Origin of the sequence: Brevundimonas aurifodinae (assembly GCF_040195595.1) — a bacterium.
Taxonomy (GTDB): Bacteria; Pseudomonadota; Alphaproteobacteria; order Caulobacterales; family Caulobacteraceae; genus Brevundimonas; species Brevundimonas aurifodinae.
Genome location: NZ_JBEGDD010000001.1, coordinates 211562 through 231451, shown reverse-complemented (window position 1 = coordinate 231451; position 19890 = coordinate 211562). Strand labels below are relative to the sequence as shown.

The following is a 19890-nucleotide window of genomic DNA, read 5'->3' as shown; positions in this document are numbered from 1 at the left end:
GGGTCCTAGAGGCCGGGATCGAAGGCGCCGGCGTCGCGCATCCGGCATTCGCGGGCGATCTGCGCCCGATAGCCCAGGTCGTCCGCCATCCTCTTGATCTCGTCGGACACGGTCGTCTTGTGGACGCCCGGCACCATCGCATGGGCGAAGGCGCAGGCGGTCAGCCGGGCCAGTTTCAGGCCGAAGCGCGAGGCCGCGGCGGCGTGGTGCAGATAGGTCTCGCCCACCTCGCGCGGGTGGTCGGCGAACAGGCGGTTCAGGGTCCGGAGCATGAGGCCAGACTAGACCGGCGAAACGCTTCGCTCCAGTCGTCTCGCTATTCGCCTCGTGCGGGCTTGCGGCACGCCCGCCGAACGGTGACCATGGCTGGTCGGAGGGGCGTCAGACCACCGGCCTATCGACAACCGGGAGACGGCATGGCGGGCGCGCACGGGGGCGGCGGCGAATACAAGGACCTCGTCGTCTTCCTGGCGGCGGCGGGCGTCGTCGTGCCCCTGTTCAGCCGGTGGAAGATCAGCCCGGTGCTGGGTTTCCTGGCCGCCGGTGTCCTGCTGGGGCCGGACGGCTTGGGCCGGTTCTCCGACGTCGTGCCCTGGTTGGGGTTGCTGACGATCTCGGACGCCGAACAGCTGGCGCAACTGTCCGAGCTGGGCGTGGCCTTCCTGCTGTTCATGATCGGACTGGAGCTGTCGTGGGACCGGCTGCGGGCCATGCGGCGGCTGGTCTTTGGCCTGGGCATGAGCCAGATCGCCCTGTGCGCGGCGGTGCTGGCGGGCGGCTTCATGCTGATGGGTCAGCCCCTGGCCAGCGCGGCGGTCCTGGGTCTGGGCCTGTCGCTGTCGTCCACGGCGGTGGTCATGCCTGTCATGGCCGAGCGCAACCGCATGCGCGGCTCGGTCGGGCGCGCGACCTTCGCCACCCTGCTGGCCCAGGATCTCGCGGTCGCGCCCATTCTGGTGACCGTGACGGTGCTGGCGACGCTCGCCATGACGGGTGGCGATCTGGACCCCAGCACGATCGGACGCGCGCTTCTGACCCTGGCCCCTGCCGCCGCAGTCATCGCTCTCCTGGTGGTGGTGGGACGGCTGGGGTTGCGCCCCCTGTTCCGCTCGGTCGCCAAGAGTCGATCCAAGGGCGGCGGCGGCCGTCAGGAGCTGTTCGTCGCCCTGTGCCTGCTGATCGTCGTCGGGGCGGGCGTGGCGGCCGAGGCCGCGGGTCTGTCGATGAGCCTGGGGGCGCTGATCGCAGGCCTGCTGTTGGCCGAGACGGAGTATCGCCGCGAAATCGAGATCAACATCGAGCCCTTCAAGGGCCTGTTGCTGGGCGTCTTCTTCGTCGGGGTCGGCATCGGGCTGGATCTCGACGCCGTGGCCGCCAACCCGGTCGGGGTCTTCGGCCTGGCCCTGGCCCTGACGGCGGTGAAGGCCGGGCTGATCTTCGGCCTGGCCCGGCTTTGGGGCCTGTCGTGGCGCGCCGCGGTCGAGACCGCGCTGGTCCTGGGCCCGGCCGGGGAGTTCGCCTTCGTCATTCTGAACACCGGCCTGGTCGAGGGTATCGCCGACCCCGCCTTCACCCAGGCCGTCCTGGTCTCGGCCACCATCAGCATGTTCAGCGTGCCCCTGATGGCCATGCTGGGCCAGAAGCTGGCGGGCAAGGCTCCGGTCGCCACGGCCCTGATCCCGACAGAGGCGGAGCCCCGCGCGGGCGACGTTCTGATCGTCGGCTTCGGCCGCGTCGGTCGCCTGGTCGCCGAGATGCTGGCCGAGCACGGCCAGAGCTTCATCGCCGTGGACAGCGACGTCTCGACGGTGGCCGCGGCCAGGCGGGACGGCTTCAACGTCTCCTACGGCGACGCCGCGCGGCCGGAGATGCTGAAGCTGTGCGGAATCGACGAGACCCGCGCGGTCGTCGTCACCATGGATGCGCCCGGCAAGGTCGATGAGGTGGTCATCGCCGCCCGAGCCCTGCGCGCGGACCTCCCCGTCATCGCCCGCGCCCGCGATGACCGTCATGCCGCGCGGCTGTATGCCCTCGGCGTCACCGACGCCGTGCCCGAGACGACCGAGGCCAGTCTGCAACTGGCCGAGAACACCCTGGTCGACCTGGGCATACCCATGGGGCTGGTCCTGGCCTCGATCCATGAGCGGCGGGACAAGTTCCGCGCCGTCTTCCAGGAGGCCATCCCCGCAGACCGGCGCGATCGGCCCACACGGGCGCTGCGGGCCAGACTGCAGCCTTAACTCTGTCCACGACCCAATTTGGTCACGCTTTGCTGGTGAAAGCGGCGGCTCCTCCCGGGGCTTGGCCTTGCGAGGGCCGGCCGTGTGCGTCCGCCTTTGTGGATCGCCGCCGGTCTTCCTGCCTTTCCCCTGCCCCTCAACCGGCCTCGCGGCTCTTCCTCCGCGCGGCGTCAGTCACAGAGTATTCGTGTTCATGCGTGAGTCCGCGTCGACCGCCTCTTCCGTCGCCTCCACACCGTCCGGAGAGCCCCGGCTCAACCGGCGTCAGGCCGCCAAGGTGCGCACCCGCCAGAAGGTCCTGGACGCCGCGCGTAACCTGTTCGCCGAGCGCGGCTATGAACCCGCCACCATCCGCGACATCGCCAAGGGTGCCGGCATGTCGACGGGCGCGGTCTTCGCCAACTTCCAGGACAAGGCCGAGCTGTTCGAGGCCGTCCTGACCGAGGACATGGCGGGTCTGGCCGAAACCATGCAGAAGGGCGCCGGCGACGGCTCGACCCGTGATCGCCTGGTGAACGCCCTGTCGGCGGGCTATCACGGCTCGATCGACCAACTGCCGCTGTTCCAGGCCATCGTCGCCCGGTCCTGGTTCCAGCCGGTGGCCGCCGAGACCCGCCAGCGCGCCGCGACCCGCAGCCTGACCGACGTCATCGCCGGAATCCTCCGCCAGGGCGTCGCCGCCGGCGAGTTGAACCAGGACGCCGACGTGCCTCTGCTGACCGAGCTGACGTGGGACGCCTATCTGTCCAACTATCGCCGGGCCGCCTACGACGGCTGGACCGTGGACCAGCTGGCCCGGCACATCGGCCGCCAGGTCGACACCCTGCTGGCGGGCGTGGCGACCAAGTAACCCGCTAGCTCTTCCATCTCAACACGGCGGATTTCACAGGATTGACGAAGCCGCGGCCCTCGCCGCGGCTTTTCGTCCATTCGCGCTTCAGCTGCTGGTACCATTTGGCCTGGGTGTCGGCGTCGTCGATCCAGATCAGGGCGGGGTCATAGCGCAGCCCCTCGTTCTGCAGGTTCACCATCCCCCCGTCCTGCTTCAGGAAGGCGACCACGCCCATCCGCAGGAAAGGCTTGGCGATCCCGAACACCCAGTGGTCGGACCAGAAGATCTGGGTGATGCGCGTCTTGGTCTCCGTCACCGGCGTCAGGCAGGTCAGGGCCAGGACCTGCTTTTCCCCCACCAGAATATGCTCCCAGCGATAGCCGGGCAGGCGGAAGGTGATCTCGGTGGCCGGCGTGCCGCCCAGGATCTTGTAGGCTCGGCTGTTCGACGACGGCGCGTGGCGGACCATGGCGAAGCCCAGGTCACAGGGTTCGAACCGTTTGGACTTCTCGTGCATCGAATGCTCCGAGCGCCACCACCACTGCTGATGAACATAGGGGCCATGGGCGGGATCCATCAGGCCGACGACCGCATGGTCGATGTGACTGTCGAAATCCATCACCTCGACCAGCTTCGCTTCGCCGCCGACGACGCCGGGAAAGGTCGGGGGCGCATGGTCGGGCTCGGCCTCGGAGCGTGGGTCGGCGCGCAGGAAGACGAACACCATCCCCTGGCTCTCGGCCACGGGATAGGACCGCACCCGGATGCGGTCGGCCTCGAAGGCCTGGTCGTCGACCAGCGACGGAATGGCCGCGCAGACGCCGTCGGTGCGAAAACGCCAGCCGTGGTAGGGGCATTCCACGGTCTCGGTGCCGTCCCCGCCGGGATCGCCCTTGTCCACGATGCGGCCCGCCGACAGGGGGGCGGCCCGGTGCGGGCAGATGTCGCGCATGGCGAACAGACAGCCGGCCCGAGTCCTGCCGATCAAGACCGGCTCACCCAGAAGTTCGTGACGCTTCATCTCGCCCGGCCGCACATCGCGCGCGAGGGCCGCGAAATACCAGGTGTCGAGTACGAAGCCGCGACCGAAGCCCTGAGGCGGGGCCTTGGCGTCGGGTCCCGGATCGGCGCTCCGCGCTGTCCGGGATGACAAGGAGGTGGAGCTGTCTGCGGGCATGGCCGCCAGTCTAGGGCCTGACGCGCCGTCGCGAAACCATGCCCGCGGCGTCCTGCCGGAGACACGGCGCCCGACACGCGTTAGTCTTGGGCCATGGCCCTGCTGGACTGGATGACGGAGGCGACCGGTCCCGTAGTGGAGGGCGACGGCGTCCTGCTGCGTCCGCCGCGCGCCGGGGATTTCGCCGCCTGGGCCGATCTGCGCGACCGGTCGCGGGCCTATCTCCAGCCCTGGGAACCGGCCTGGCCCGAGGACGATTTGACGCGCGCCGCCTTTCGCCGCCGTCTGGCCCTCTATGCCCGCGAGATGGACCAGGGCCACGCCTGGCCTCTGTTCGTGCTCGATCCGAAGGGCAAGACATTGTACGGCGCGATCACCCTGTCGAACGTCCGGCGCGGCGTGGCCGAGACCGGGACGCTCGGCTACTGGATCGGCCAGCCCTATGCGGGGCGGGGGCTGGGCACGGCGGCGCTGCGCGCGATGGCGGGCTTCGCCTTCTCGTCCGCGCGGCTGCATCGGCTCGAAGCGGCCTGCCTGCCGGCCAACATCGGCTCGCGACGGGTTCTGGAAAAGGCCGGATTTCGCAAGGAAGGCGAGGCCCGGGCTTATCTTAAAATTAACGGCGTGTGGGCAGACCATCTTCTGTTCGGCCTGGTCTCTGACGAGTTCAAGGCGTCCTGAAGGAATGCCCGCGACGTGACCCCGCGATCCCGCAGCCTGACCTGGGACGCGACCACCGCGATCGAGGCGCTGGCCGCCGCCGACAGCGCCCTGTGGATCTGGACCCCCGCCGAGGACTCGCTGCGTCTGACGGGCGCGACGCGGTCCCTGGGTCTGGGCCCCCTGGCCCCCGATTGCTCGGGCGCGGCCTTCGTCGCCCTGGCTCTGCCGCAGGACCGGGCCCTGGCGGAGCGCATCCTGAAGCCGGCCGAAGAGGGTACAGAAGTCGCTGTCCGCCTGCGCATGCGCGGGTCCGAGACCTGCCTGTGGCGCGGGGTCTGGCTCGAGGATGGACTGCGCGCCGCCGGGATGGTCGCGCTGGAGACCAAGATTTCCGGGTCGGACAAGGACGAGCTGACTGGCCTGCTGGACCGCAAGGCCTTTCTGGCGCGCGTCGGCGAGGCCCTCACGGCCCCCGGCGAGTACGAGATGATCGTGGCCGACGTCGACCGGCTACGCCGGCTGAACGAGGCCCTGGGCCACGAGCGGACCGATCGGGTCATCTCCGCCCTTGGCTCGCGCATGGCCGCCGCTTTCTCCGACGCCGCCTCGTCGGCTCGCATCGGCGAGGATGAGTTCGCCATCATCGTGCCGCGGGGCATTGGCAATGCCGCCGACAGGCTACGGGATGCCCTGGAGCAGCCTCTGCGGGTCGCGGGCTTCGACATCTATCCGACCGTCTCGATCGGCTCGGTCGCCTGCGACGGGGGGCCCGACGCCGCCGACGCCGCCGAACTGCTGCGCCGGGTCGAGCTGGCCGTCGGATCGGCCAAGAAGCTGGGTCGGGGCGGGACCGCCGCCTATGGCCGGGCCCTGGAGAGCGACAGCCTCAGTCGTCTGGCGCTCGAGGCCGACCTCAGGAACGCCTTCGTGCGCGGCGAGATCGAGCCCTTCTTCCAGCCGATCGTGAACCTGAACACCGGGGCGGTGGCCGGGTTCGAGGCTCTGGCCCGATGGCGTCACCCCAAGCGGGGCCTGGTCCCGCCGGACGAGTTCCTGGGCCTGACCGACGAAATGGGCCTGATGAACGATCTGGGGCTGATGATGATGACCCAGTCCGCCCGGCAACTGGCCGAGTGGATCCAGCGCCACCCCACCGCCGGCAGCCTGTTCTGCAGCGTCAACCTGTCGGTCGGGGAGATCGAGCGACCCAATCTGGTCGAGGACGTGGCCCGCGTCATCGCGGAAACCGGCCTGCCGCGCGGCGCTCTTAAGCTGGAGGTCACGGAGGGCGACATCATGCGCGACACGGCGACCGCCGCCGTGATCCTGCAAAAGCTCAAGGACGCGGGCGCCTCCCTGGCGCTCGACGATTTCGGCACCGGGTTTTCGTCCCTGTCCTATCTGGCGCGGCTGCCGTTCGACACGCTCAAGATCGACCGCTATTTCGTCCTGACCATGGACAAGGACGAGGGCTCGGCCAAGATCGTCAAGTCGGTGGTCAATCTGGGCCGCGACCTGTCGCTGGAAGTGGTCGCCGAGGGCGTCGAGAACGCGGGCCTCGCCCGGCTGCTGCTTCAGGCTCAGTGCCATTACGGCCAGGGTTTCGGCTATGCGCCCGCCCTGCCGGCGCAGGAGGCCGAGGTCTATCTGAACGAGAGCCTTTCAGACGGCGCCGCCCCGCTGAAGGCGCGCTCGGGTTAGGCCCGGCCGCTCTGGCTTGACAGGCGGGCGGCGTCCACCCCCAGACCGGCCAGGGCCCGGGTCCACTTTGTGTCGAAATCGGTGTCGAACAGGACGTCCAGGTCCGCCTCTGCGGTCAGCCAGACGTTGTCGGCGATCTCCTCCTCCAGCTGCCCATCGCCCCAACCGGCATAGCCCAGGGCCAGCACCGCGCGGCGCGGGCCCATGGCCAGGTCGGTCATCGCCGCCAAGGCTTCGCGCGTTCCCGTCATGGCCAGGCCGTCGCCGAACGGCGTCGAGGAATCGGCGATCATCCAGTCGTCGGTGTGCAACACGAAGCCGCGCTCGCGCTCCACCGGACCGCCGATCAGCACGGGCCGGTCGTCACCGCCGACGCTGGGCGTCGCCAGCGTCTTGAGCACGGCCTTCAGATCCACGCCCGGCGCGGGCCGGTCGATCCGCAGGCCCATCGCATGGTCCGGCCCGTGGGCGCAGACCACGATGACGGCGTGTTCGAAGCGCGGGTCTCCGATGCCGGGCATGGCGACCAGCAGGCGACCTGTCAGGGATTGGAAGTCGGACATGGGTTGATGATCGGCATGAAGACGGCCTGGCGCAAGACGTTCAGGCGACGCGGGCTTGGCCTTGGTGCCCGCGCGGACTATCTGAACCACAGATGCCCTGAGCGTCCTACTCGACCCTTCCACCGGAGCCTGCCATGACCCTTCAGATCGGCGACAGCCTGCCGTCCGCCACCCTGATGACACCGACCCCGGACGGGCCCCGGCCGATCACGACGGACGAGGTGTTCAAGGGCAAGACCGTCGCCCTGTTCGCCGTCCCGGGGGCCTTCACCCCGACCTGTTCGGCGCGCCACCTGCCGGGGTACGTCGATCACAGGGACGCGCTGAAGGCGAAGGGCGTGGACACCATCGCCTGCCTGTCGGTGAACGATCCCTTCGTCATGGGGGCCTGGGCCGAAAGCCAGGCTGTCAGCGCCGACGATGTCCTGATGCTGGCCGACGGCAACGGCGAGTTCACCCGCGCCATCGACCTGACCATGGACGCCAGCCGGGGCGGCATGGGCCAGCGGTCCAAGCGCTATTCGATGCTGGTCAAGGACGGGGTCATCACCCAGCTGAACATCGAGGAGCCCGGTGTGTTCGAGGTCTCCTCGGCCGAGCATCTCATCGCGCAGATTTAAGGGACGCTACCGCTCACAAGGGCGCTACCGCTCGCGACGCGGTCGCTCGCTGCTTGAGCGCGGGTCGTTGCGCTACCGCTCGCGACGCGGTCGCTCGCTGCTTGAGCGCAGACTAAAGGACCGTCGCTGAGGTCGGGGTTCTCGGTGCTCAGGCGGCGGCGGTCGCGGGTGCCGTGTCCGCCTCGGTCGCGGCTTCGGCAAGGACATGGTTCAGCGCGCCCAGCAGGGTCGCCGGGGTCAGGGGCTTGGACACGAAGTAGTTCATGCCTGCCGCCATGCAGGCGGCGATGTCTTCCGGAGCGGTGTCGGCGGTGACGGCGATCACCGGGACTCCGGCGTTCGGCCCACCCCCGGCGCGCAGGCGCCGTGTGGTCTCGCGTCCGTCCAGCTCAGGCATGCGCACGTCCATGAAGATCACGTCGAAGACGCCCGTCTCGCACTGGGCCAGAGCCGCGAGTCCATCGGCGGCCGAAGCGATGTCGCAGCCCAGCGGCGCCAGGATCAGCTCGACCGCGCGGCGGTTGATGTCGTGATCGTCGACCACCAGGACGCGCAGGGGCCGGTCGTCGCCGTCCTCGTCGCCCACCGTCTCGACCTCCGCGATCGGCTCGGGCTCGGGCTCGGGCACCGCCACGACGACGGGCGTTGGAGGTGTCTCCGGGATCGCATCGACAGCCTTCTCGACGATGGCTTCTTCTCCGGCATCGATCTCGACCTTGGTGGTTCGCGCGGTCGGCTTGCGAGGGGTCAGGCTTCTGACGATGTCGCCGCGCGTGTCGTCGCCAAAAACACGAGGCGCGATCTTGTCGGTCTCGCCCTGCGGCAGGACCAGCGAGATGGTGAAGGAGGCCCCCTCGCCGGGCCGGCTGCGGGCCGTCAGGCGGCCGCCCATCAACTGGATCAGATCGCGACTGATCGACAGCCCCAGGCCGGTGCCGCCGTGCTGGGCGCTGACGCCCGCGGCGGTCTGATCGAAGGGGGTGAACAACCTTTCCAGCTGTTCGGGCGTCATCCCCGGGCCGGTGTCGGCGATCTCGATCAGGACGGCGTGCTCGGCCGGCTCCTCGGGCCATGCTGACAGACGCAGGGTCACAGAGCCCGTCGCGGTGAACTTCATGGCGTTGGAGACCAGATTGTTCAGCACCTGACGAAGCCGCATCGGGTCGCCCTTGACCGAGGCCGGCAAGGAGGCCGCCCCTTCGACCCGCAGCGACAGGCCCTTGGCGCGCGCCTCGCCCTGCCAGAACATCAGGGTCTGGGCGATCAGGCTGCGCAGGTTGAAGTCCACGCTCTCGACCGTCATGTGGCCGGACTCCAGCTTGGCGTGATCCAGCAGGTCGTCCAGCAGGGCCTTCATCATGATGCCGGCGTCGGTGATCAGGGCGGCCTGGGCGCGCGCCGGACCGGTCCCGGCCCCGCGCTCCAGTTCGGCCGCGCCAGTCATGATGGCGCTGATGGGCGTCCTCAGGTCGTGACCGATCGAGGCCAGGAAGACCTGTCTGCTGGCCATGATCCGCTCGGCCTCGGCGCGCTTGCGGTCCGCCTCGAGCCGGGCGGCCGTCTCGGCTTCGGCGGACTTGTTCATGCGGTCCCAGGTGGAGAGGCAATAGACGCCGAAGACGCAGAACGCGACCGTCGCCGCCATCAGGAAGGCGTGGGACGCGCCGTAATAGCTCATCCAGAACGGCACCGAGGCCATGTAAAGGAAGTGCGGCGTGATGGTCACCGCCAGCACGCGCCGCGACCGGGGCGAGTTGATGACGCCATAGATCGCGCCCGATGCGGCCAGAACAGCGGCGCAGACGCCCCCCATCGGTCCGCCCAGCCACCACAAGGGAATGGTCAGACTGCCGAAGGCGGCGGCGTTCAGAAACAGCATGAGATGGCCGAGCGCGTTCCGCCCCGCGCCCATCTGGTCGGTGCGTCCGCTGGTCACGGGGGCGAAAATCCACAGGTCCAGGGCCTGGACCAGGAAGTAGCCGACGCACCAAAGGGCCGAGATCTGCCACCCGAACACCGGCGTGAAGATCAGGGCCGTCGCCAGCCCCATCCCCAGTCGCTGGGTCAAGGCGCGACGACGGGCCCGGATCGCCGGAGCCCAGTCCGGCGTCGTGTCCGTATAGGATTGCGACATGCCCGTCCTCGAAATGAGGCGGCGGCCGCCTCGCATCGCGGGATGATGACCGGTTCGGCCTAACGCTCCGTCAACGTCCGGTTGGCGGCGGCCTCGGCCACGGAGGTGAAGCCGTCGGCGCGGAGCCGCGAGGCCAGGTCGCGCTTGATGCGTCCGATCAGTCCGACGCCGTCATAGATCAACGCCGAATAGACCTGGACGGCGCAAGCCCCGGCCCGAATGCGCCGATAGGCCTCCGCCCCGCTGTCGACCCCGCCGACCGCAATCAGAGGCAGGCGGCCAGCAGCGGCCTCGGCGGCGTGGATCAGGGCCTTATGTGCCTTTTCGCGCAGTGGCGCGCCGGAAAGGCCGCCCGCTTCGGCGCGGTCGGGCGAGGTCAGGCTCGGCGGCCGGTCCAGGGTCGTATTGGACACGATCAGGGCGTCGATCCGGTGCGCCAGGGCGGCCTCGACGATCATGGCGATCTCGGCGGGCGTCAGGTCAGGGGCGATCTTGAGGAAGACGGGCGCTGCGGTGGTCCGCGCCTCGGCCACCCGACCCAGCAGGTCGTCCAGCGCCTCGCGCCCCTGAAGCGCCCTGAGGCCCGGCGTATTGGGCGATGAGATGTTGACGGTGAAATAGTCCGACAGGCCCGCCAGCCTCCTCAGCCCGGCGACATAGTCGGCCGCCCGGTCCTCGGTATCCTTGTTGGCGCCGAGGTTGGCCCCGACCACGACGTCTGTGGGTCGATCCCGAAGGTGACCGGCGAAGACCTCCAGCCCCGCGTTGTTGAAGCCCATGCGATTGATGATCGCCCTGTCCTGCGACAGGCGAAACAGTCGGGGCCTCGGATTGCCGGGCTGGGCGCGCGGCGTCACCGACCCGGCCTCCACAAAGCCGAAGCCCAGACGCGCCAGGCCTCCAAGAGCCTCCGCGTTCTTGTCCAGGCCGGCGGCCAGGCCGATCGGGTTCGTCAGTCTCAGGCCCGCCACGCTGGTCGCCAGGATCGGGTCGTCCGGCGGCGAAGCAGGCAGGGGGGCGTGCTTCAGGGCTCCGATCGCAAGACCGTGGGCGGTTTCGGGGTCCAGGGTGCGGAGCAGAGCCGTCAGCATGCGAACGGCGCCGCCTCGATCACCGCCGTGGTCGGCATCGGGCCATAGATGTGCGGGAAGAGCGCCCCGCCGCGCGACGGCTCCCAGACGACAGCATCGCCCAAGGCTTCCAGATCGACGGTCAGGCGCATGAGGTCCGTTCGACCGGCGAAATGCTTTCTCGCCGTCTCGGCCAGCTGCGCGGCGGTCGACAGGTGGATGTAGCCGTCCGCCCGGTCGACCTCGGAGCCCAGGAAGACGCCCTCGGCCAGGGCGCGTCGCCATTCGGCGGCGTCCAGCAGCTTGTAGACGTAGCGATCCGCCATCAGTCGTCCGCCCCGCCGCCGAAGGCCTTGGGCGTCAGGAAGCCGTCATAGGCGCAGCGGCCCGCCACATCGACCTCGAACGCCGCAGCCGCCCCGGTCGGAAAGCCCCCGGCCAAACGATCCAGGATGGCCGGCGAGGCCGCGCTCTCGGTCAGATACTCCAGCGCCAGGGTATGGACCCCCGGGTTGTGGGCCATGACGAGCAGGCATCCGGCCTGGTCCTCGGCGTCCTCGACCAGACGCCGGATCGTGTCGGGCGAGGCATCGTAAAGGCGCGGTTCGATCCGGACCTCCACATCGCCGAGGGCTTCCTGCACCGCGTCCCAGCTCTGGCGCGTCCGAAGCGCGGGGCTGACCAGCGCCAGGTCGGGGCGGAGCTTTTTCTCGGCCAGCACCCGTCCCATGAGGGCGGCGTCGGCGGTCCCGCGCGCGGTCAGGGCGCGGTCGCGGTCGAGGCCGGAGACGGCGGCGCGCTCGGTCTTGGCGTGGCGCATCAGGATCAGGCGGTGCATGGCCCGCCGTTACAGGGGTTCGCGGCGCGCTTCCACCCCGTCGCCTGTCCGTGGCGTCCGGGTCGCCGGCTGGGGCCGCAGGGCCCCGGCCTCCACCCGAACGCGCGCGCCATGGCCCGAGGGGCGAATGCGCGCATAGGCCTGACGCGTGGCCTCCAGCAGGATCACGCCCGCGAAGCCTGGCGCGATCCGTCGCCCGACCTGTTCGAACCCGTCGGCCATGCCCATCAGCGGGGTCCACGGCGGGACATAGAGAGTCTGGGACCAGGCGGTCGGCTCCAGGCCCGCCGCCCGCACCAGTCGCTCCAGCTGGCCTCGGGTGAACGGTCGCCCGTGCCCGAACGGCGTCCCCTCCGCCCGCGCCCACATGCCGCCGCGCGCCGCCGCAGCCAGGATGATCCGCCCTGCCGGTGCCAGGGCCCGAACGGCCTCGGTCAGCAGCAGCGTCGGATCGTCTGCCTCTTCCAGTGCGTGGACCAGCAGGACGCGGTCGAACGACCCGGCCGCGAACGGCAGCCGTTTGTCGTCGACCAGCAGGGTGCGGTTCCGACCCGCCGACGGCCACAGCTCGACGCCCTGACCCGCAGGCATGGCGGCGATGACGCGTCGCGCGCCGACGAAGGCGTCCAGCCAGGGCGTCGCATAGCCGACGCCCAGGACGTCGCAGCCCTCGGCCTCGCCCCAGGCGTCCTCCAGCCGCTTGGCCAGCAGCCGGCGGACCAGGATGCCGCGGGGCTCGCCGTAGAAGGCGCGAAGATCTTCGATGGCGCGGCGCATGGTCCTGACTATATGGCGGAGACGCCCGCTTCACCAAGGATGACGCCATGCCCCTGACCGTTCACCTGTTCCCGGCCCGCGAGGACAACTACGCCTTCCTGGCCCGGGACGAGGCCACCGGTACTGTGGCCGCGATCGACACGCCGGATGCCCAGGTGATCCTGGATGCGATCCAGCGACTGGGCTGGGGCAGGCTGGACCGGATCATCAACACCCACTGGCACCCCGACCACACCGAGGGCAACGAACGGCTGAAGGCCGAGACAGGCTGCGACATCTGGGGGCCTGAGGAGGTGAAGAAGGTCGCGCTTCTGGATCATGTGGTCGAAGAGGGCGATGTGGTCCGTATCGGCGACACGACCCTGCACGTCACCGCCACGCCCGGTCACACCCTGGGCCACGTCGTCTTCCGCTCGGTGGAGGACCAGATCGCCTTCACAGGCGACACCCTGTTCACCCTGGGCTGCGGTCGCCTGTTCGAGGGCACGCCCGAGCAGATGTGGGACAGTTTGCAGCGCATCGCCGCCTGGCCCGACGAGACGGTGCTGTACGGCGCGCACGAATACACCGCCTCCAACGCCCGCTTCATGGTGACCGTCGATGACCGACCGGAGGCCCGCGCCCACGCCGAGGGCATTTTCACCAGGCGCGCCCTGGGCGAGGCCACGGTGCCGACGACGCTGGGGGTCGAGCGGCGGTTCAACCCCTATCTGACCGCGCGCGACGGGGCCGAGTTCGCCGCGAGGCGCGCCGCCAAGGACGGGTTCAAGGGCTGAAGGGTCCGCTCGCTTGTCGGGCGGCTCAGGGGCCCCCATATCCAGCCCGAGATCAAGGGTCCGCCACTTCCGGGGGCTCCTGGTCGATGTCGCTTCGATCAAGGACTGACTCATGACCGGACGCCCTGTGCTGTTCGACAGCCCCTTTCTGTTGGGCTTCGACCAGACCCGAGCCCTGATCGACCGCGCCGCCAAGGCCGCGGTCGAGAGCTATCCGCCCTACAATGTCGAGCAGACCGGCGCGCATGCCGTGCGCATCTCGCTGGCGGTGGCGGGCTTCACGCCGGACGATCTGGCCATCACTCTTGAGGGCCGCCAACTGACCATCGCCGGCAAGCGTGAGGGGGTGCCCGAGCAGTCCTTTCTGCATCGGGGAATCGCGGCGCGCGGGTTCGTTCGCAGTTTCGTCCTGGCGGATGGGCTGGAAGTTGAGGGTGCGACCCTGGAGCACGGCCTGCTCCACGTCGATCTGAAGCGACCCGAAGAAGCCGCCACGGTGCGGCGCATCCCCATCAGCCTCGGCTGATTTTCACGTTCCAAGGCGACGCTTCGACGCGCCGGCGAACCCGCCGGGCGCTCGGGCGTTCCCGATTTCGAAGGAGGCGGTCCTGATGACGCCCACGATGACGAAAGAAGACTTCCAGGGATTGGGCGCGCCCGACCTGGTCTATGTGCGCGAGATCAGCGCCGCCGATGTGCTGGCCGACACGCCCCTGGCGGACGCCAAGGGTCTGATGATCGACCCCGAGCAGACCCTGTATGCGGTGCATAGTGCCGACGGTGAGCGTCTGGCGGTCATGCTGGATCGCGAGACGGCCTTCGCGGCCGCGGTCGCGCACGAACTGGCCCCCGTCTCCGTCCACTAGGGGCGGGGCTTTCGTCGAAAGTCAGGCGGCGGTCGCGGTATCGTCGCGAACGAACAGGGCGTGAATCGCGTCCACGGTTCGGGCCTGACGCAGTTGCTCGCGCATTTCCGAGGATCTCAACGCGCGCGAGACGGCGGCCAGCGCCCGCAAATGCTCGGCGCCGTCTCGCGGCGGGGCGAAAAGGGCGAACATCAGATCGACGGGCCGGTCGTCCACGGCGTCATAGGCCACGGGTGTGTCGAGGCGCACGAAAACGGCGCGGACCCGATCGATACCCTCCAGTCGCGCGTGCGGCACGGCGACGCCGGAGCCCAGACCCGTGGACCCCAGGGTTTCGCGCTCGAGAAGGGCGTCGAACACCCGCGCTTCTTCCAGATCCAGGGCCTGGGCGGCCACGGAGGCGACGCTGTGCAGAGCCTGCCGCTTGGAAGACGCGCCGCTCTTCAGGACCACTCCGTCCCGGACCAGCAGTTCACCGATATCCATGATCGTCTCGACTCACACTCATACGAGGTTCAGCGGGCCCTTGAGGGGGGAGGCGATGGGCGCGGGCGGTCTAGCCCGATCCGCGCCCGTTTGAAAGGCTTATGCGCCAGAACCGTTTACAGAACCGTGTCCGTTCAACGACACGGTGCGTTCAGGGTCTATCCACCCCACATTGCCGTCCGGCCGACGATAGACCACCGACAGACCTCCGTGGGCGGCGTTCCGGAACATCAGGACAGGATAGCCGGTCATGTCGAGCTCCAGAACCGCGCGTCCGACCGTGATGGTACGGATTTCGGACTGGGTCTCGGCGATGACCATGCCCACCGGGGGAGGCCCGTCTTCGCCCGTGTCTCCGAACACGTCGTCCTCGACAGTATCCGGGTCGCGGAGGACGATGGATCGCGCAACGTCGCGCGCGGCGTTCTCGGTCTTCTCGGGGGACAGCCCCCTGGGGCCGATGTGGTGGTCCTTGAGCCGTCGCTTGTAGCGACGCACCCGCTTTTCGAGCTTCTCGAGACTGTCGGAAAAGGCGGCGTGGGCGTCACCGCCGTGGCCTGTGGTCACAAGGGCCTGGCCCGAAGCGAGGCGGACCCAGCAGTCCACCTTGAAGCCATGACCATCCTTGGAGACCACGACCTCGGCGTCCTGGCCGCCGCGTTCGAAGTATTTTCCGACTCCCTCTTCGAGTTCCTGGGAGATGCGCGAGCCTAACGCTTCGCCGACATCCACGTGCTTGCCGCTGACTTGGACTTGCATAGGAAGCAGAACGCGACCGCCCGACAAAAGTGTCAATCGGGAACGCCGATTTCACAGTCACGCTTTTGCGATCAGCCGCGATCTTAGGCCTGCGCTCAAGCAGCGAGCGACCGCGTCGCGAGCGTTAGCGCGCGAAACCTGCGCTCAAGCAGCGAGCCGCCGTGCGGCGAGCGTTAGCGCGCTAACCCGCCTTCAGCATCCGTCGCCGCTCGACCGAGGATGGAATCCGCAAGGCTTCCCGGTACTTGGCGACGGTTCGGCGCGCGATATCGATGCCGGCTTCTTTCAGGATCTCGACGATGCGGTCGTCGGACAGAACATCGCCGTCGCGGCCCTCGTGGTCGATCATCGACCTGATCCGATGGCGGACGGCCTCGGCCGAATGACTGGCCCCGCCGTCGGTCGCCTGAATGGCCGCGGTGAAGAAGAATTTCAGTTCGAACACTCCGCGCGGCGTCGAGACGTATTTGTTCGAGGTCACCCGGCTGACGGTCGATTCGTGCATTCCGATGGCGTCGGCCACGGTCTTCAGGTTGAGCGGCCGCAGGAACTCGACGCCGAACGCCAGAAAGGCGTCTTGCTGGCGGACGATCTCGGACCCGACCTTCAGGATGGTCTTGGCGCGCTGGTCCAGCGACTTGACCAGCCAGTTGGCCTGGGCCGCGCAGTCGGCGACGAAGGTCTTTTCCGCCTCCGTCCGCGCTCCGGCCGAGACCGAGGCGTGGTAGCGCTTGTCGACCAGCAGGCGGGGCAGGGTGTCGGAGTTCAGCTCGACCTTCCAGCCTCCGGCCGGGTCCGGGCGGACATGGACATCGGGGATCACCGTCTGGGCGATCTCGCCGGCGAAGCCCGCGCCTGGCCGGGGCGTAAGGGCCTTCAGCTCGGAGATCATCTCCGACAGGTCGTCGACGTCGACGCTGCACGCCTTTCGAAGAGCCCCGAGGTCCCGCCGGGCCAGGAGGTCGAGGTTGTCCAGCAGCGCCGCCATGGCCGGGTCGAAGCGGTTTCGCTCGATCAGCTGCAGCTTCAGGCATTCGGGGACGGAGCGCGCCATGACGCCAGTGGGCTCGAACCCGTGGCACACCGCCAGCACCGCCTCGATCCGCTCCAGGCCACAGCCCAGCCGATCGGCCAGTTCTTCCAGTTCGCCGCGCAGGTAGCCGCCGTCGTCGACGCCGTCGATCAGGGCCAGGGCGACGGCATGGTCGGCCGCCGAAAACCCCGCCGAAGACGCTTGCGCCTGCAGGTGCTCCCACAGGGTCGGATCGTGACGCTCGGGCCGCTCGCCGCCGTCGCCGTCGTTGAACGACCCGCCCTTGCCCGCCGCCGACCAGTCCGACAGCCCCGGCTGGGACGCCGCCTCGTCCGACAAACGGTCCGATGTGCGTTCTCCGGGCGTGGCGTCGCCATAGACGTCATCCTCGCGCGCATCGACCGTGGTCGCGCGATCGGAAACCTCGGCATCGGCGAAACTGAGTTCCGCCGCGTCCGCCGCCAGCTCTCGCGCCGGCTCGGGGGCGCTCTCCGGCTCCTCGCGCTGGAGCAGGGGGTTCTTCTCCAACTCGGCCTCGACGTATTCGTCCAGTTCCTGATTAGACAGCTGCAGCAGCTTGATCGCCTGCTGCAGCTGGGGCGTGATAACCAGCCCCTGGCCTTGCCGGATCTCGAGCCGCTGTCCGATCACGCGCTGACGTCCTCGCCGTCCGGCCATGGTGGCCCGGAACTTGCTGTCACGATGGCGCGAAGCGGTTAACGGCGTTCTAAGCGCGGGCGGGCGGCCCTGTCGTGCAGCCCTCAGCCGCGGCCGTAGAGATCGCCCAGATAGACGCGCCGGACCTCGGGGTCGTGGATGACCTCGTCGGCCGTGCCTTCGAACAGGACCTCGCCGTTCGAGATGATCGAGGCGCGGTCGATGATGTCGAGCGTCTCGCGGACGTTGTGGTCGGTGATCAGCACCCCGATGCCCTCCCCCGCCAGATAGCGGATGACCTGGCGGATGTCGGCGATGGCCAGGGGGTCGATGCCGGCGAAGGGTTCGTCCAGCAGCATGAAGCTGGGCCGGCCGGCCAGGGAGCGGGCGATCTCCACCCGCCGTCGCTCGCCACCCGACAGACCGGTGGCCGGCGCATGGCGCAGATGGCCGATGTTCAGGTCTTCCAGCAGCCGGGTGGTCTCGACCTCGATCGCCTTGCCCGAGTGGTTCAGCTCGACCACCGCCATGATGTTCTGTTCCACGGTCATGCCGCGGAAGATCGATGCTTCCTGCGCCAGATAGCCCAGCCCCATGCGGGCGCGCTGGTACATGGGCTGGGCAGTGATGTCCTCGCCGTCCAGCCAGATCGAGCCGCTGTCAGCCGGGATCAGGCCGGTGATCATGTAAAAGCACGTCGTCTTGCCGGCTCCGTTCGGCCCCAGCAACCCCGCCACCTCGCCCCTCTGGACGGTCAGGGAAACGTCGCGCACGACCTGGCGGGCTCCGAACGCCCGGGCGATGTTCTGGACCCGAAGGCCCTTGTCGGGCGCGGGCTCGGGCGACGAGGCCGGTTCGGCCTCGCGTTCCTTCAGGTTCAGGGCGGAGAGTTCCTTGCGCGCCATCCGGTGGATCTGGCCCGAGGGCTCAGTTCGCGCCTTGCGGATAGAAGACGCCCCGCACACGCCCGCCGTTCTGGCCGCCGCCGCCCTCGATGCGGGCCTGGCCCGTATCGACATTGTAGCTCAGGCGTGCGCCGGTCAGGACATTCTGGCCCTGGGTCAGGATGACGTCGCCCGTGACCACGACCGTGGCATCGGCGACGTTGTAGATCGCCCGGTCGCCCCGGATCGTTTCGGTCGGGGTGACGTAGTAGACGTCGCCCGAGGCCTCGATGCGGGTCAGGCCCCCTGAGGCGTCGCGCGCCCCCTCGATGGCGTTGGCCCTCAGGCGCGACTGGCCTTGCGTGATCTCGGCCCTGCCGCGCAAGGAGACGGCGGTGTTGGTCAGTTCACCGGTATCGGCGCCATAGCCGATCGGCTGGTTCGAGGTGTTCGGCCGCGTCTGGGCCATCGCGACGCCGCCCGCCGCGAGCGCGAGGGCGGCCGTGGCCGTCAGCAGGATCCTGGTCGTCGTCATGGTCATCCACCGGAGGCGGCGGCGATCGTGCCCCGCACCTTGTTATCGCCAGAGCCGCTGAACACGACCCGCTGGCCCTGTTCATATATCGCATAGGACGTCGCGGAAATGGTTCCAAGGGGGCCGCGACCCTCTACGCCCTTGTCGCCCGTCACGACACCGGTGGCGGTATCCACGACCGCCTCGGGCGTCGTCAGGACAAAGCCGGAACCGCCGTCCGAGATCCGCACGTTCGGGCCGATGGTCACCGACCGCTCGGCCTCGTTGTAGATGCCGGCGTCCGCCGTCATCTCCGTGACCTTGGCCCCGCCGAGGTTCAGTCTCAGGACGGGGCCGTTCAGCCGAAACCGCCCCGTCGCCGGATCGCGGACCGCGCCTTCCGCGCCGATGACGAAGCTGCGGCCCTCGGCGTCCTGGCCATGGAACATGGGGTTGTCCAGGCGGATGTCCCGCGCCTGGCTGGCCTCGCGCTCGACGCCCGACATCACCGTGCGGAACACCGTCCAGGTCAGGGCACCGCCCGCCAGAACCACGATCAGGATGGGCAGCAGGCGGCGATAGAGCCGGACCCGCTGTGACCGGGCGCGCCAACGCTCGGCCTCGGCCGCCAGTCGCGCCTCGTCGGCCGCCTTCCGGTCAGAGACGGGCCCGAGGTCGCTCATTTGGTCCAGGTGTGGGCGAAGACGTCGTCTTCGAAACCGGCCAGGTCCAGACGGGCCCGGGTCGGCAGGAAGTCGAAACAGGCCTGGGCGATCGCGGCCCGCCCCTCGCGCGCCAGCATTTCGTCCAGGCGGTGCTTGATGGCGTGCAGATGCAGCACATCGGAGGCGGCATACTCCAGCTGCGCCGTCGACAGCTCCGCTGCGCCCCAGTCTGAGGATTGCTGGGCCTTGGACAGGTCGATGCCCGCCAGTTCGCGCGCCACATCCTTCAGCCCGTGCCTGTCGGTATAGGTCCGCGCCAGCTTGGAGGCGATCTTGGTGCAATAGACCGGCCGGGTCTCGACACCGAGATGCAGCTCGACCATGGCGATGTCGAAGCGGCCGAAGTGAAAGATCTTCAGCACGCCCGGATCGGCCATCAGCCGTTTCAGGTTCGGGCAGTCGTATGCGGGCCGATTCAGCCGCACGACATGGGCGTCGCCGTCGCCGGCCGACAGCTGCACGACGCACAGGGGGTCGCGCCCCAGTCGCAGGCCCATGGTCTCGGAATCGACGGCGACCTCGGGCCCGAGGTCCAGGCCGTCGGGCAGGTCGCCTTCGTGAAACTGAACGGTCAT

General features: G+C 69.0%; 23 protein-coding genes. 8 read left to right on the top strand and 15 right to left on the bottom strand.

Features of this window, described 5'->3' with window-relative positions; all coding sequences use genetic code 11:
* Nucleotides 1-5: 5 nt before the first annotated feature.
* The gene (locus ABN401_RS01235; RefSeq protein ID WP_349682992.1) at nt 6-272 is read right to left on the bottom strand and encodes a DUF6356 family protein; all 267 of its coding nucleotides are present in this window, start codon (nt 270-272) and stop codon (nt 6-8) included.
* 144 nt (nt 273-416) lie between these two features.
* Between ABN401_RS01235 and ABN401_RS01230 the strand changes: the two genes are divergently transcribed.
* Both ABN401_RS01230 and ABN401_RS01225 read left to right on the top strand, forming a co-directional pair.
* Nucleotides 417-2240: a cation:proton antiporter domain-containing protein gene (locus tag ABN401_RS01230; RefSeq protein ID WP_349682991.1), complete on the top strand. Its 1824-nt coding sequence runs from the start codon at nt 417-419 to the stop codon at nt 2238-2240.
* A 193-nt stretch (nt 2241-2433) separates the two neighbouring features.
* Nucleotides 2434-3090 carry a TetR/AcrR family transcriptional regulator gene (locus tag ABN401_RS01225; protein ID WP_349682990.1) on the top strand — a complete coding sequence of 219 codons (657 nt, stop codon included), beginning with the start codon at nt 2434-2436 and terminating at the stop codon, nt 3088-3090.
* A 4-nt stretch (nt 3091-3094) separates the two neighbouring features.
* Here the strand turns inward: ABN401_RS01225 and ABN401_RS01220 are convergent, their stop codons facing one another.
* Nucleotides 3095-4249, bottom strand: coding sequence for an aromatic ring-hydroxylating oxygenase subunit alpha (locus tag ABN401_RS01220; protein ID WP_349682989.1), 1155 nt, complete (start codon nt 4247-4249; stop codon nt 3095-3097).
* Between the two features lie 93 nt (nt 4250-4342).
* On the opposite strand from ABN401_RS01220, the gene ABN401_RS01215 reads away from it, so the two are divergent.
* Nucleotides 4343-4930 carry a GNAT family N-acetyltransferase gene (locus ABN401_RS01215; RefSeq protein WP_349682988.1) on the top strand — a complete coding sequence of 196 codons (588 nt, stop codon included), beginning with the start codon at nt 4343-4345 and terminating at the stop codon, nt 4928-4930.
* A gap of 15 nt (nt 4931-4945) precedes the next feature.
* Nucleotides 4946-6613 (top strand): putative bifunctional diguanylate cyclase/phosphodiesterase, encoded by a 1668-nt coding sequence (locus tag ABN401_RS01210; protein WP_349682987.1) that lies wholly within the window; start codon nt 4946-4948, stop codon nt 6611-6613.
* Here ABN401_RS01210 and ABN401_RS01205 read toward each other — a convergent pair.
* Nucleotides 6610-7176 (bottom strand): YqgE/AlgH family protein, encoded by a 567-nt coding sequence (locus ABN401_RS01205; RefSeq protein ID WP_349682986.1) that lies wholly within the window; start codon nt 7174-7176, stop codon nt 6610-6612. The two genes, ABN401_RS01210 and ABN401_RS01205, sit on opposite strands and share 4 nt — an antisense overlap.
* A gap of 134 nt (nt 7177-7310) precedes the next feature.
* On the opposite strand from ABN401_RS01205, the gene ABN401_RS01200 reads away from it, so the two are divergent.
* Nucleotides 7311-7796, top strand: a complete 486-nt coding sequence (locus ABN401_RS01200; RefSeq protein ID WP_349682985.1) for a peroxiredoxin — start codon at nt 7311-7313, stop codon at nt 7794-7796.
* 148 nt (nt 7797-7944) lie between these two features.
* Here ABN401_RS01200 and ABN401_RS01195 read toward each other — a convergent pair whose 3' ends face one another.
* Genes ABN401_RS01195 through ABN401_RS01175 form a run of 5 tightly spaced genes read right to left on the bottom strand, consistent with a single transcriptional unit; the run spans nt 7945 to nt 12615 of the window.
* A complete protein-coding gene (locus ABN401_RS01195; RefSeq protein ID WP_349682984.1) occupies nt 7945-9930 on the bottom strand; it encodes an ATP-binding protein in 1986 nt (661 codons plus the stop codon).
* Between the two features lie 59 nt (nt 9931-9989).
* The gene (locus ABN401_RS01190; protein WP_349682983.1) at nt 9990-11021 is read right to left on the bottom strand and encodes a quinone-dependent dihydroorotate dehydrogenase; all 1032 of its coding nucleotides are present in this window, start codon (nt 11019-11021) and stop codon (nt 9990-9992) included.
* On the bottom strand, nt 11015-11326 hold the full coding sequence (locus ABN401_RS01185) for a DUF952 domain-containing protein (RefSeq protein ID WP_349682982.1): 312 nt from the start codon (nt 11324-11326) through the stop codon (nt 11015-11017). The genes ABN401_RS01190 and ABN401_RS01185 overlap by 7 nt, the downstream gene beginning before the upstream one ends.
* Nucleotides 11326-11838, bottom strand: coding sequence for a SixA phosphatase family protein (locus ABN401_RS01180; protein ID WP_349682981.1), 513 nt, complete (start codon nt 11836-11838; stop codon nt 11326-11328). The genes ABN401_RS01185 and ABN401_RS01180 overlap by 1 nt, the downstream gene beginning before the upstream one ends.
* Nucleotides 11839-11847: 9 nt before the next feature.
* A complete protein-coding gene (locus ABN401_RS01175; protein WP_349682980.1) occupies nt 11848-12615 on the bottom strand; it encodes a methyltransferase domain-containing protein in 768 nt (255 codons plus the stop codon).
* Between the two features lie 47 nt (nt 12616-12662).
* Between ABN401_RS01175 and gloB the strand changes: the two genes are divergently transcribed.
* The 3 genes from gloB (at nt 12663) to ABN401_RS01160 (ending at nt 14257) form a co-directional block, all read left to right on the top strand.
* Complete coding sequence (gene gloB / locus ABN401_RS01170) at nt 12663-13391, top strand: hydroxyacylglutathione hydrolase (RefSeq protein WP_349682979.1); 729 nt, start codon at nt 12663-12665, stop codon at nt 13389-13391.
* Between the two features lie 112 nt (nt 13392-13503).
* Complete coding sequence (locus ABN401_RS01165; protein WP_349682978.1) at nt 13504-13917, top strand: Hsp20 family protein; 414 nt, start codon at nt 13504-13506, stop codon at nt 13915-13917.
* A gap of 85 nt (nt 13918-14002) precedes the next feature.
* The gene (locus ABN401_RS01160; RefSeq protein ID WP_349682977.1) at nt 14003-14257 is read left to right on the top strand and encodes a DUF1150 family protein; all 255 of its coding nucleotides are present in this window, start codon (nt 14003-14005) and stop codon (nt 14255-14257) included.
* A 21-nt stretch (nt 14258-14278) separates the two neighbouring features.
* On the opposite strand, the gene ptsN is transcribed toward ABN401_RS01160, so the two are convergent.
* The 7 genes from ptsN to ABN401_RS01125 form a co-directional block, all read right to left on the bottom strand.
* On the bottom strand, nt 14279-14743 hold the full coding sequence (ptsN, locus tag ABN401_RS01155; RefSeq protein WP_349682976.1) for a PTS IIA-like nitrogen regulatory protein PtsN: 465 nt from the start codon (nt 14741-14743) through the stop codon (nt 14279-14281).
* A 99-nt stretch (nt 14744-14842) separates the two neighbouring features.
* A complete protein-coding gene (gene hpf / locus ABN401_RS01150) occupies nt 14843-15502 on the bottom strand; it encodes a ribosome hibernation-promoting factor, HPF/YfiA family (RefSeq protein WP_349682975.1) in 660 nt (219 codons plus the stop codon).
* A 181-nt stretch (nt 15503-15683) separates the two neighbouring features.
* Complete coding sequence (gene rpoN / locus ABN401_RS01145) at nt 15684-17186, bottom strand: RNA polymerase factor sigma-54 (RefSeq protein ID WP_490424180.1); 1503 nt, start codon at nt 17184-17186, stop codon at nt 15684-15686.
* A 110-nt stretch (nt 17187-17296) separates the two neighbouring features.
* Nucleotides 17297-18097 carry an LPS export ABC transporter ATP-binding protein gene (gene lptB, locus ABN401_RS01140; protein WP_349682973.1) on the bottom strand — a complete coding sequence of 267 codons (801 nt, stop codon included), beginning with the start codon at nt 18095-18097 and terminating at the stop codon, nt 17297-17299.
* A 22-nt stretch (nt 18098-18119) separates the two neighbouring features.
* On the bottom strand, nt 18120-18611 hold the full coding sequence (locus ABN401_RS01135) for an LptA/OstA family protein (protein WP_349682972.1): 492 nt from the start codon (nt 18609-18611) through the stop codon (nt 18120-18122).
* 2 nt (nt 18612-18613) lie between these two features.
* On the bottom strand, nt 18614-19273 hold the full coding sequence (gene lptC / locus ABN401_RS01130; RefSeq protein WP_349682971.1) for an LPS export ABC transporter periplasmic protein LptC: 660 nt from the start codon (nt 19271-19273) through the stop codon (nt 18614-18616).
* A complete protein-coding gene (locus ABN401_RS01125; protein ID WP_349682970.1) occupies nt 19270-19890 on the bottom strand; it encodes a ribonuclease D in 621 nt (206 codons plus the stop codon). Before ABN401_RS01125 ends, lptC begins: the two co-directional genes overlap by 4 nt.

Bases quoted from the DNA above. Each gene is read 5' to 3' on its own strand.
- ABN401_RS01215 (WP_349682988.1), top strand. From the start codon at position 4,343: ATGGCCCTGCTGGACTGGATGACGGAGGCGACCGGTCCCGTAGTGGAG.
- ABN401_RS01180 (WP_349682981.1), bottom strand. From the start codon at position 11,838: ATGCACCGCCTGATCCTGATGCGCCACGCCAAGACCGAGCGCGCCGCC.
- ABN401_RS01135 (WP_349682972.1), bottom strand. From the start codon at position 18,611: ATGACGACGACCAGGATCCTGCTGACGGCCACGGCCGCCCTCGCGCTC.
- ABN401_RS01160 (WP_349682977.1), top strand. From the start codon at position 14,003: ATGACGCCCACGATGACGAAAGAAGACTTCCAGGGATTGGGCGCGCCC.
- ABN401_RS01200 (WP_349682985.1), top strand. From the start codon at position 7,311: ATGACCCTTCAGATCGGCGACAGCCTGCCGTCCGCCACCCTGATGACA.
- ABN401_RS01230 (WP_349682991.1), top strand. From the start codon at position 417: ATGGCGGGCGCGCACGGGGGCGGCGGCGAATACAAGGACCTCGTCGTC.
- ptsN (WP_349682976.1), bottom strand. From the start codon at position 14,743: ATGGATATCGGTGAACTGCTGGTCCGGGACGGAGTGGTCCTGAAGAGC.
- hpf (WP_349682975.1), bottom strand. From the start codon at position 15,502: ATGCAAGTCCAAGTCAGCGGCAAGCACGTGGATGTCGGCGAAGCGTTA.
- ABN401_RS01190 (WP_349682983.1), bottom strand. From the start codon at position 11,021: ATGCTGACGGCTCTGCTCCGCACCCTGGACCCCGAAACCGCCCACGGT.
- ABN401_RS01235 (WP_349682992.1), bottom strand. From the start codon at position 272: ATGCTCCGGACCCTGAACCGCCTGTTCGCCGACCACCCGCGCGAGGTG.
- ABN401_RS01195 (WP_349682984.1), bottom strand. From the start codon at position 9,930: ATGTCGCAATCCTATACGGACACGACGCCGGACTGGGCTCCGGCGATC.
- gloB (WP_349682979.1), top strand. From the start codon at position 12,663: ATGCCCCTGACCGTTCACCTGTTCCCGGCCCGCGAGGACAACTACGCC.
- ABN401_RS01220 (WP_349682989.1), bottom strand. From the start codon at position 4,249: ATGCCCGCAGACAGCTCCACCTCCTTGTCATCCCGGACAGCGCGGAGC.
- lptC (WP_349682971.1), bottom strand. From the start codon at position 19,273: ATGAGCGACCTCGGGCCCGTCTCTGACCGGAAGGCGGCCGACGAGGCG.
- ABN401_RS01175 (WP_349682980.1), bottom strand. From the start codon at position 12,615: ATGCGCCGCGCCATCGAAGATCTTCGCGCCTTCTACGGCGAGCCCCGC.
- ABN401_RS01205 (WP_349682986.1), bottom strand. From the start codon at position 7,176: ATGTCCGACTTCCAATCCCTGACAGGTCGCCTGCTGGTCGCCATGCCC.
- ABN401_RS01225 (WP_349682990.1), top strand. From the start codon at position 2,434: ATGCGTGAGTCCGCGTCGACCGCCTCTTCCGTCGCCTCCACACCGTCC.
- ABN401_RS01125 (WP_349682970.1), bottom strand. From the start codon at position 19,890: ATGACCGTTCAGTTTCACGAAGGCGACCTGCCCGACGGCCTGGACCTC.
- lptB (WP_349682973.1), bottom strand. From the start codon at position 18,097: ATGGCGCGCAAGGAACTCTCCGCCCTGAACCTGAAGGAACGCGAGGCC.
- ABN401_RS01165 (WP_349682978.1), top strand. From the start codon at position 13,504: ATGACCGGACGCCCTGTGCTGTTCGACAGCCCCTTTCTGTTGGGCTTC.
- ABN401_RS01185 (WP_349682982.1), bottom strand. From the start codon at position 11,326: ATGGCGGATCGCTACGTCTACAAGCTGCTGGACGCCGCCGAATGGCGA.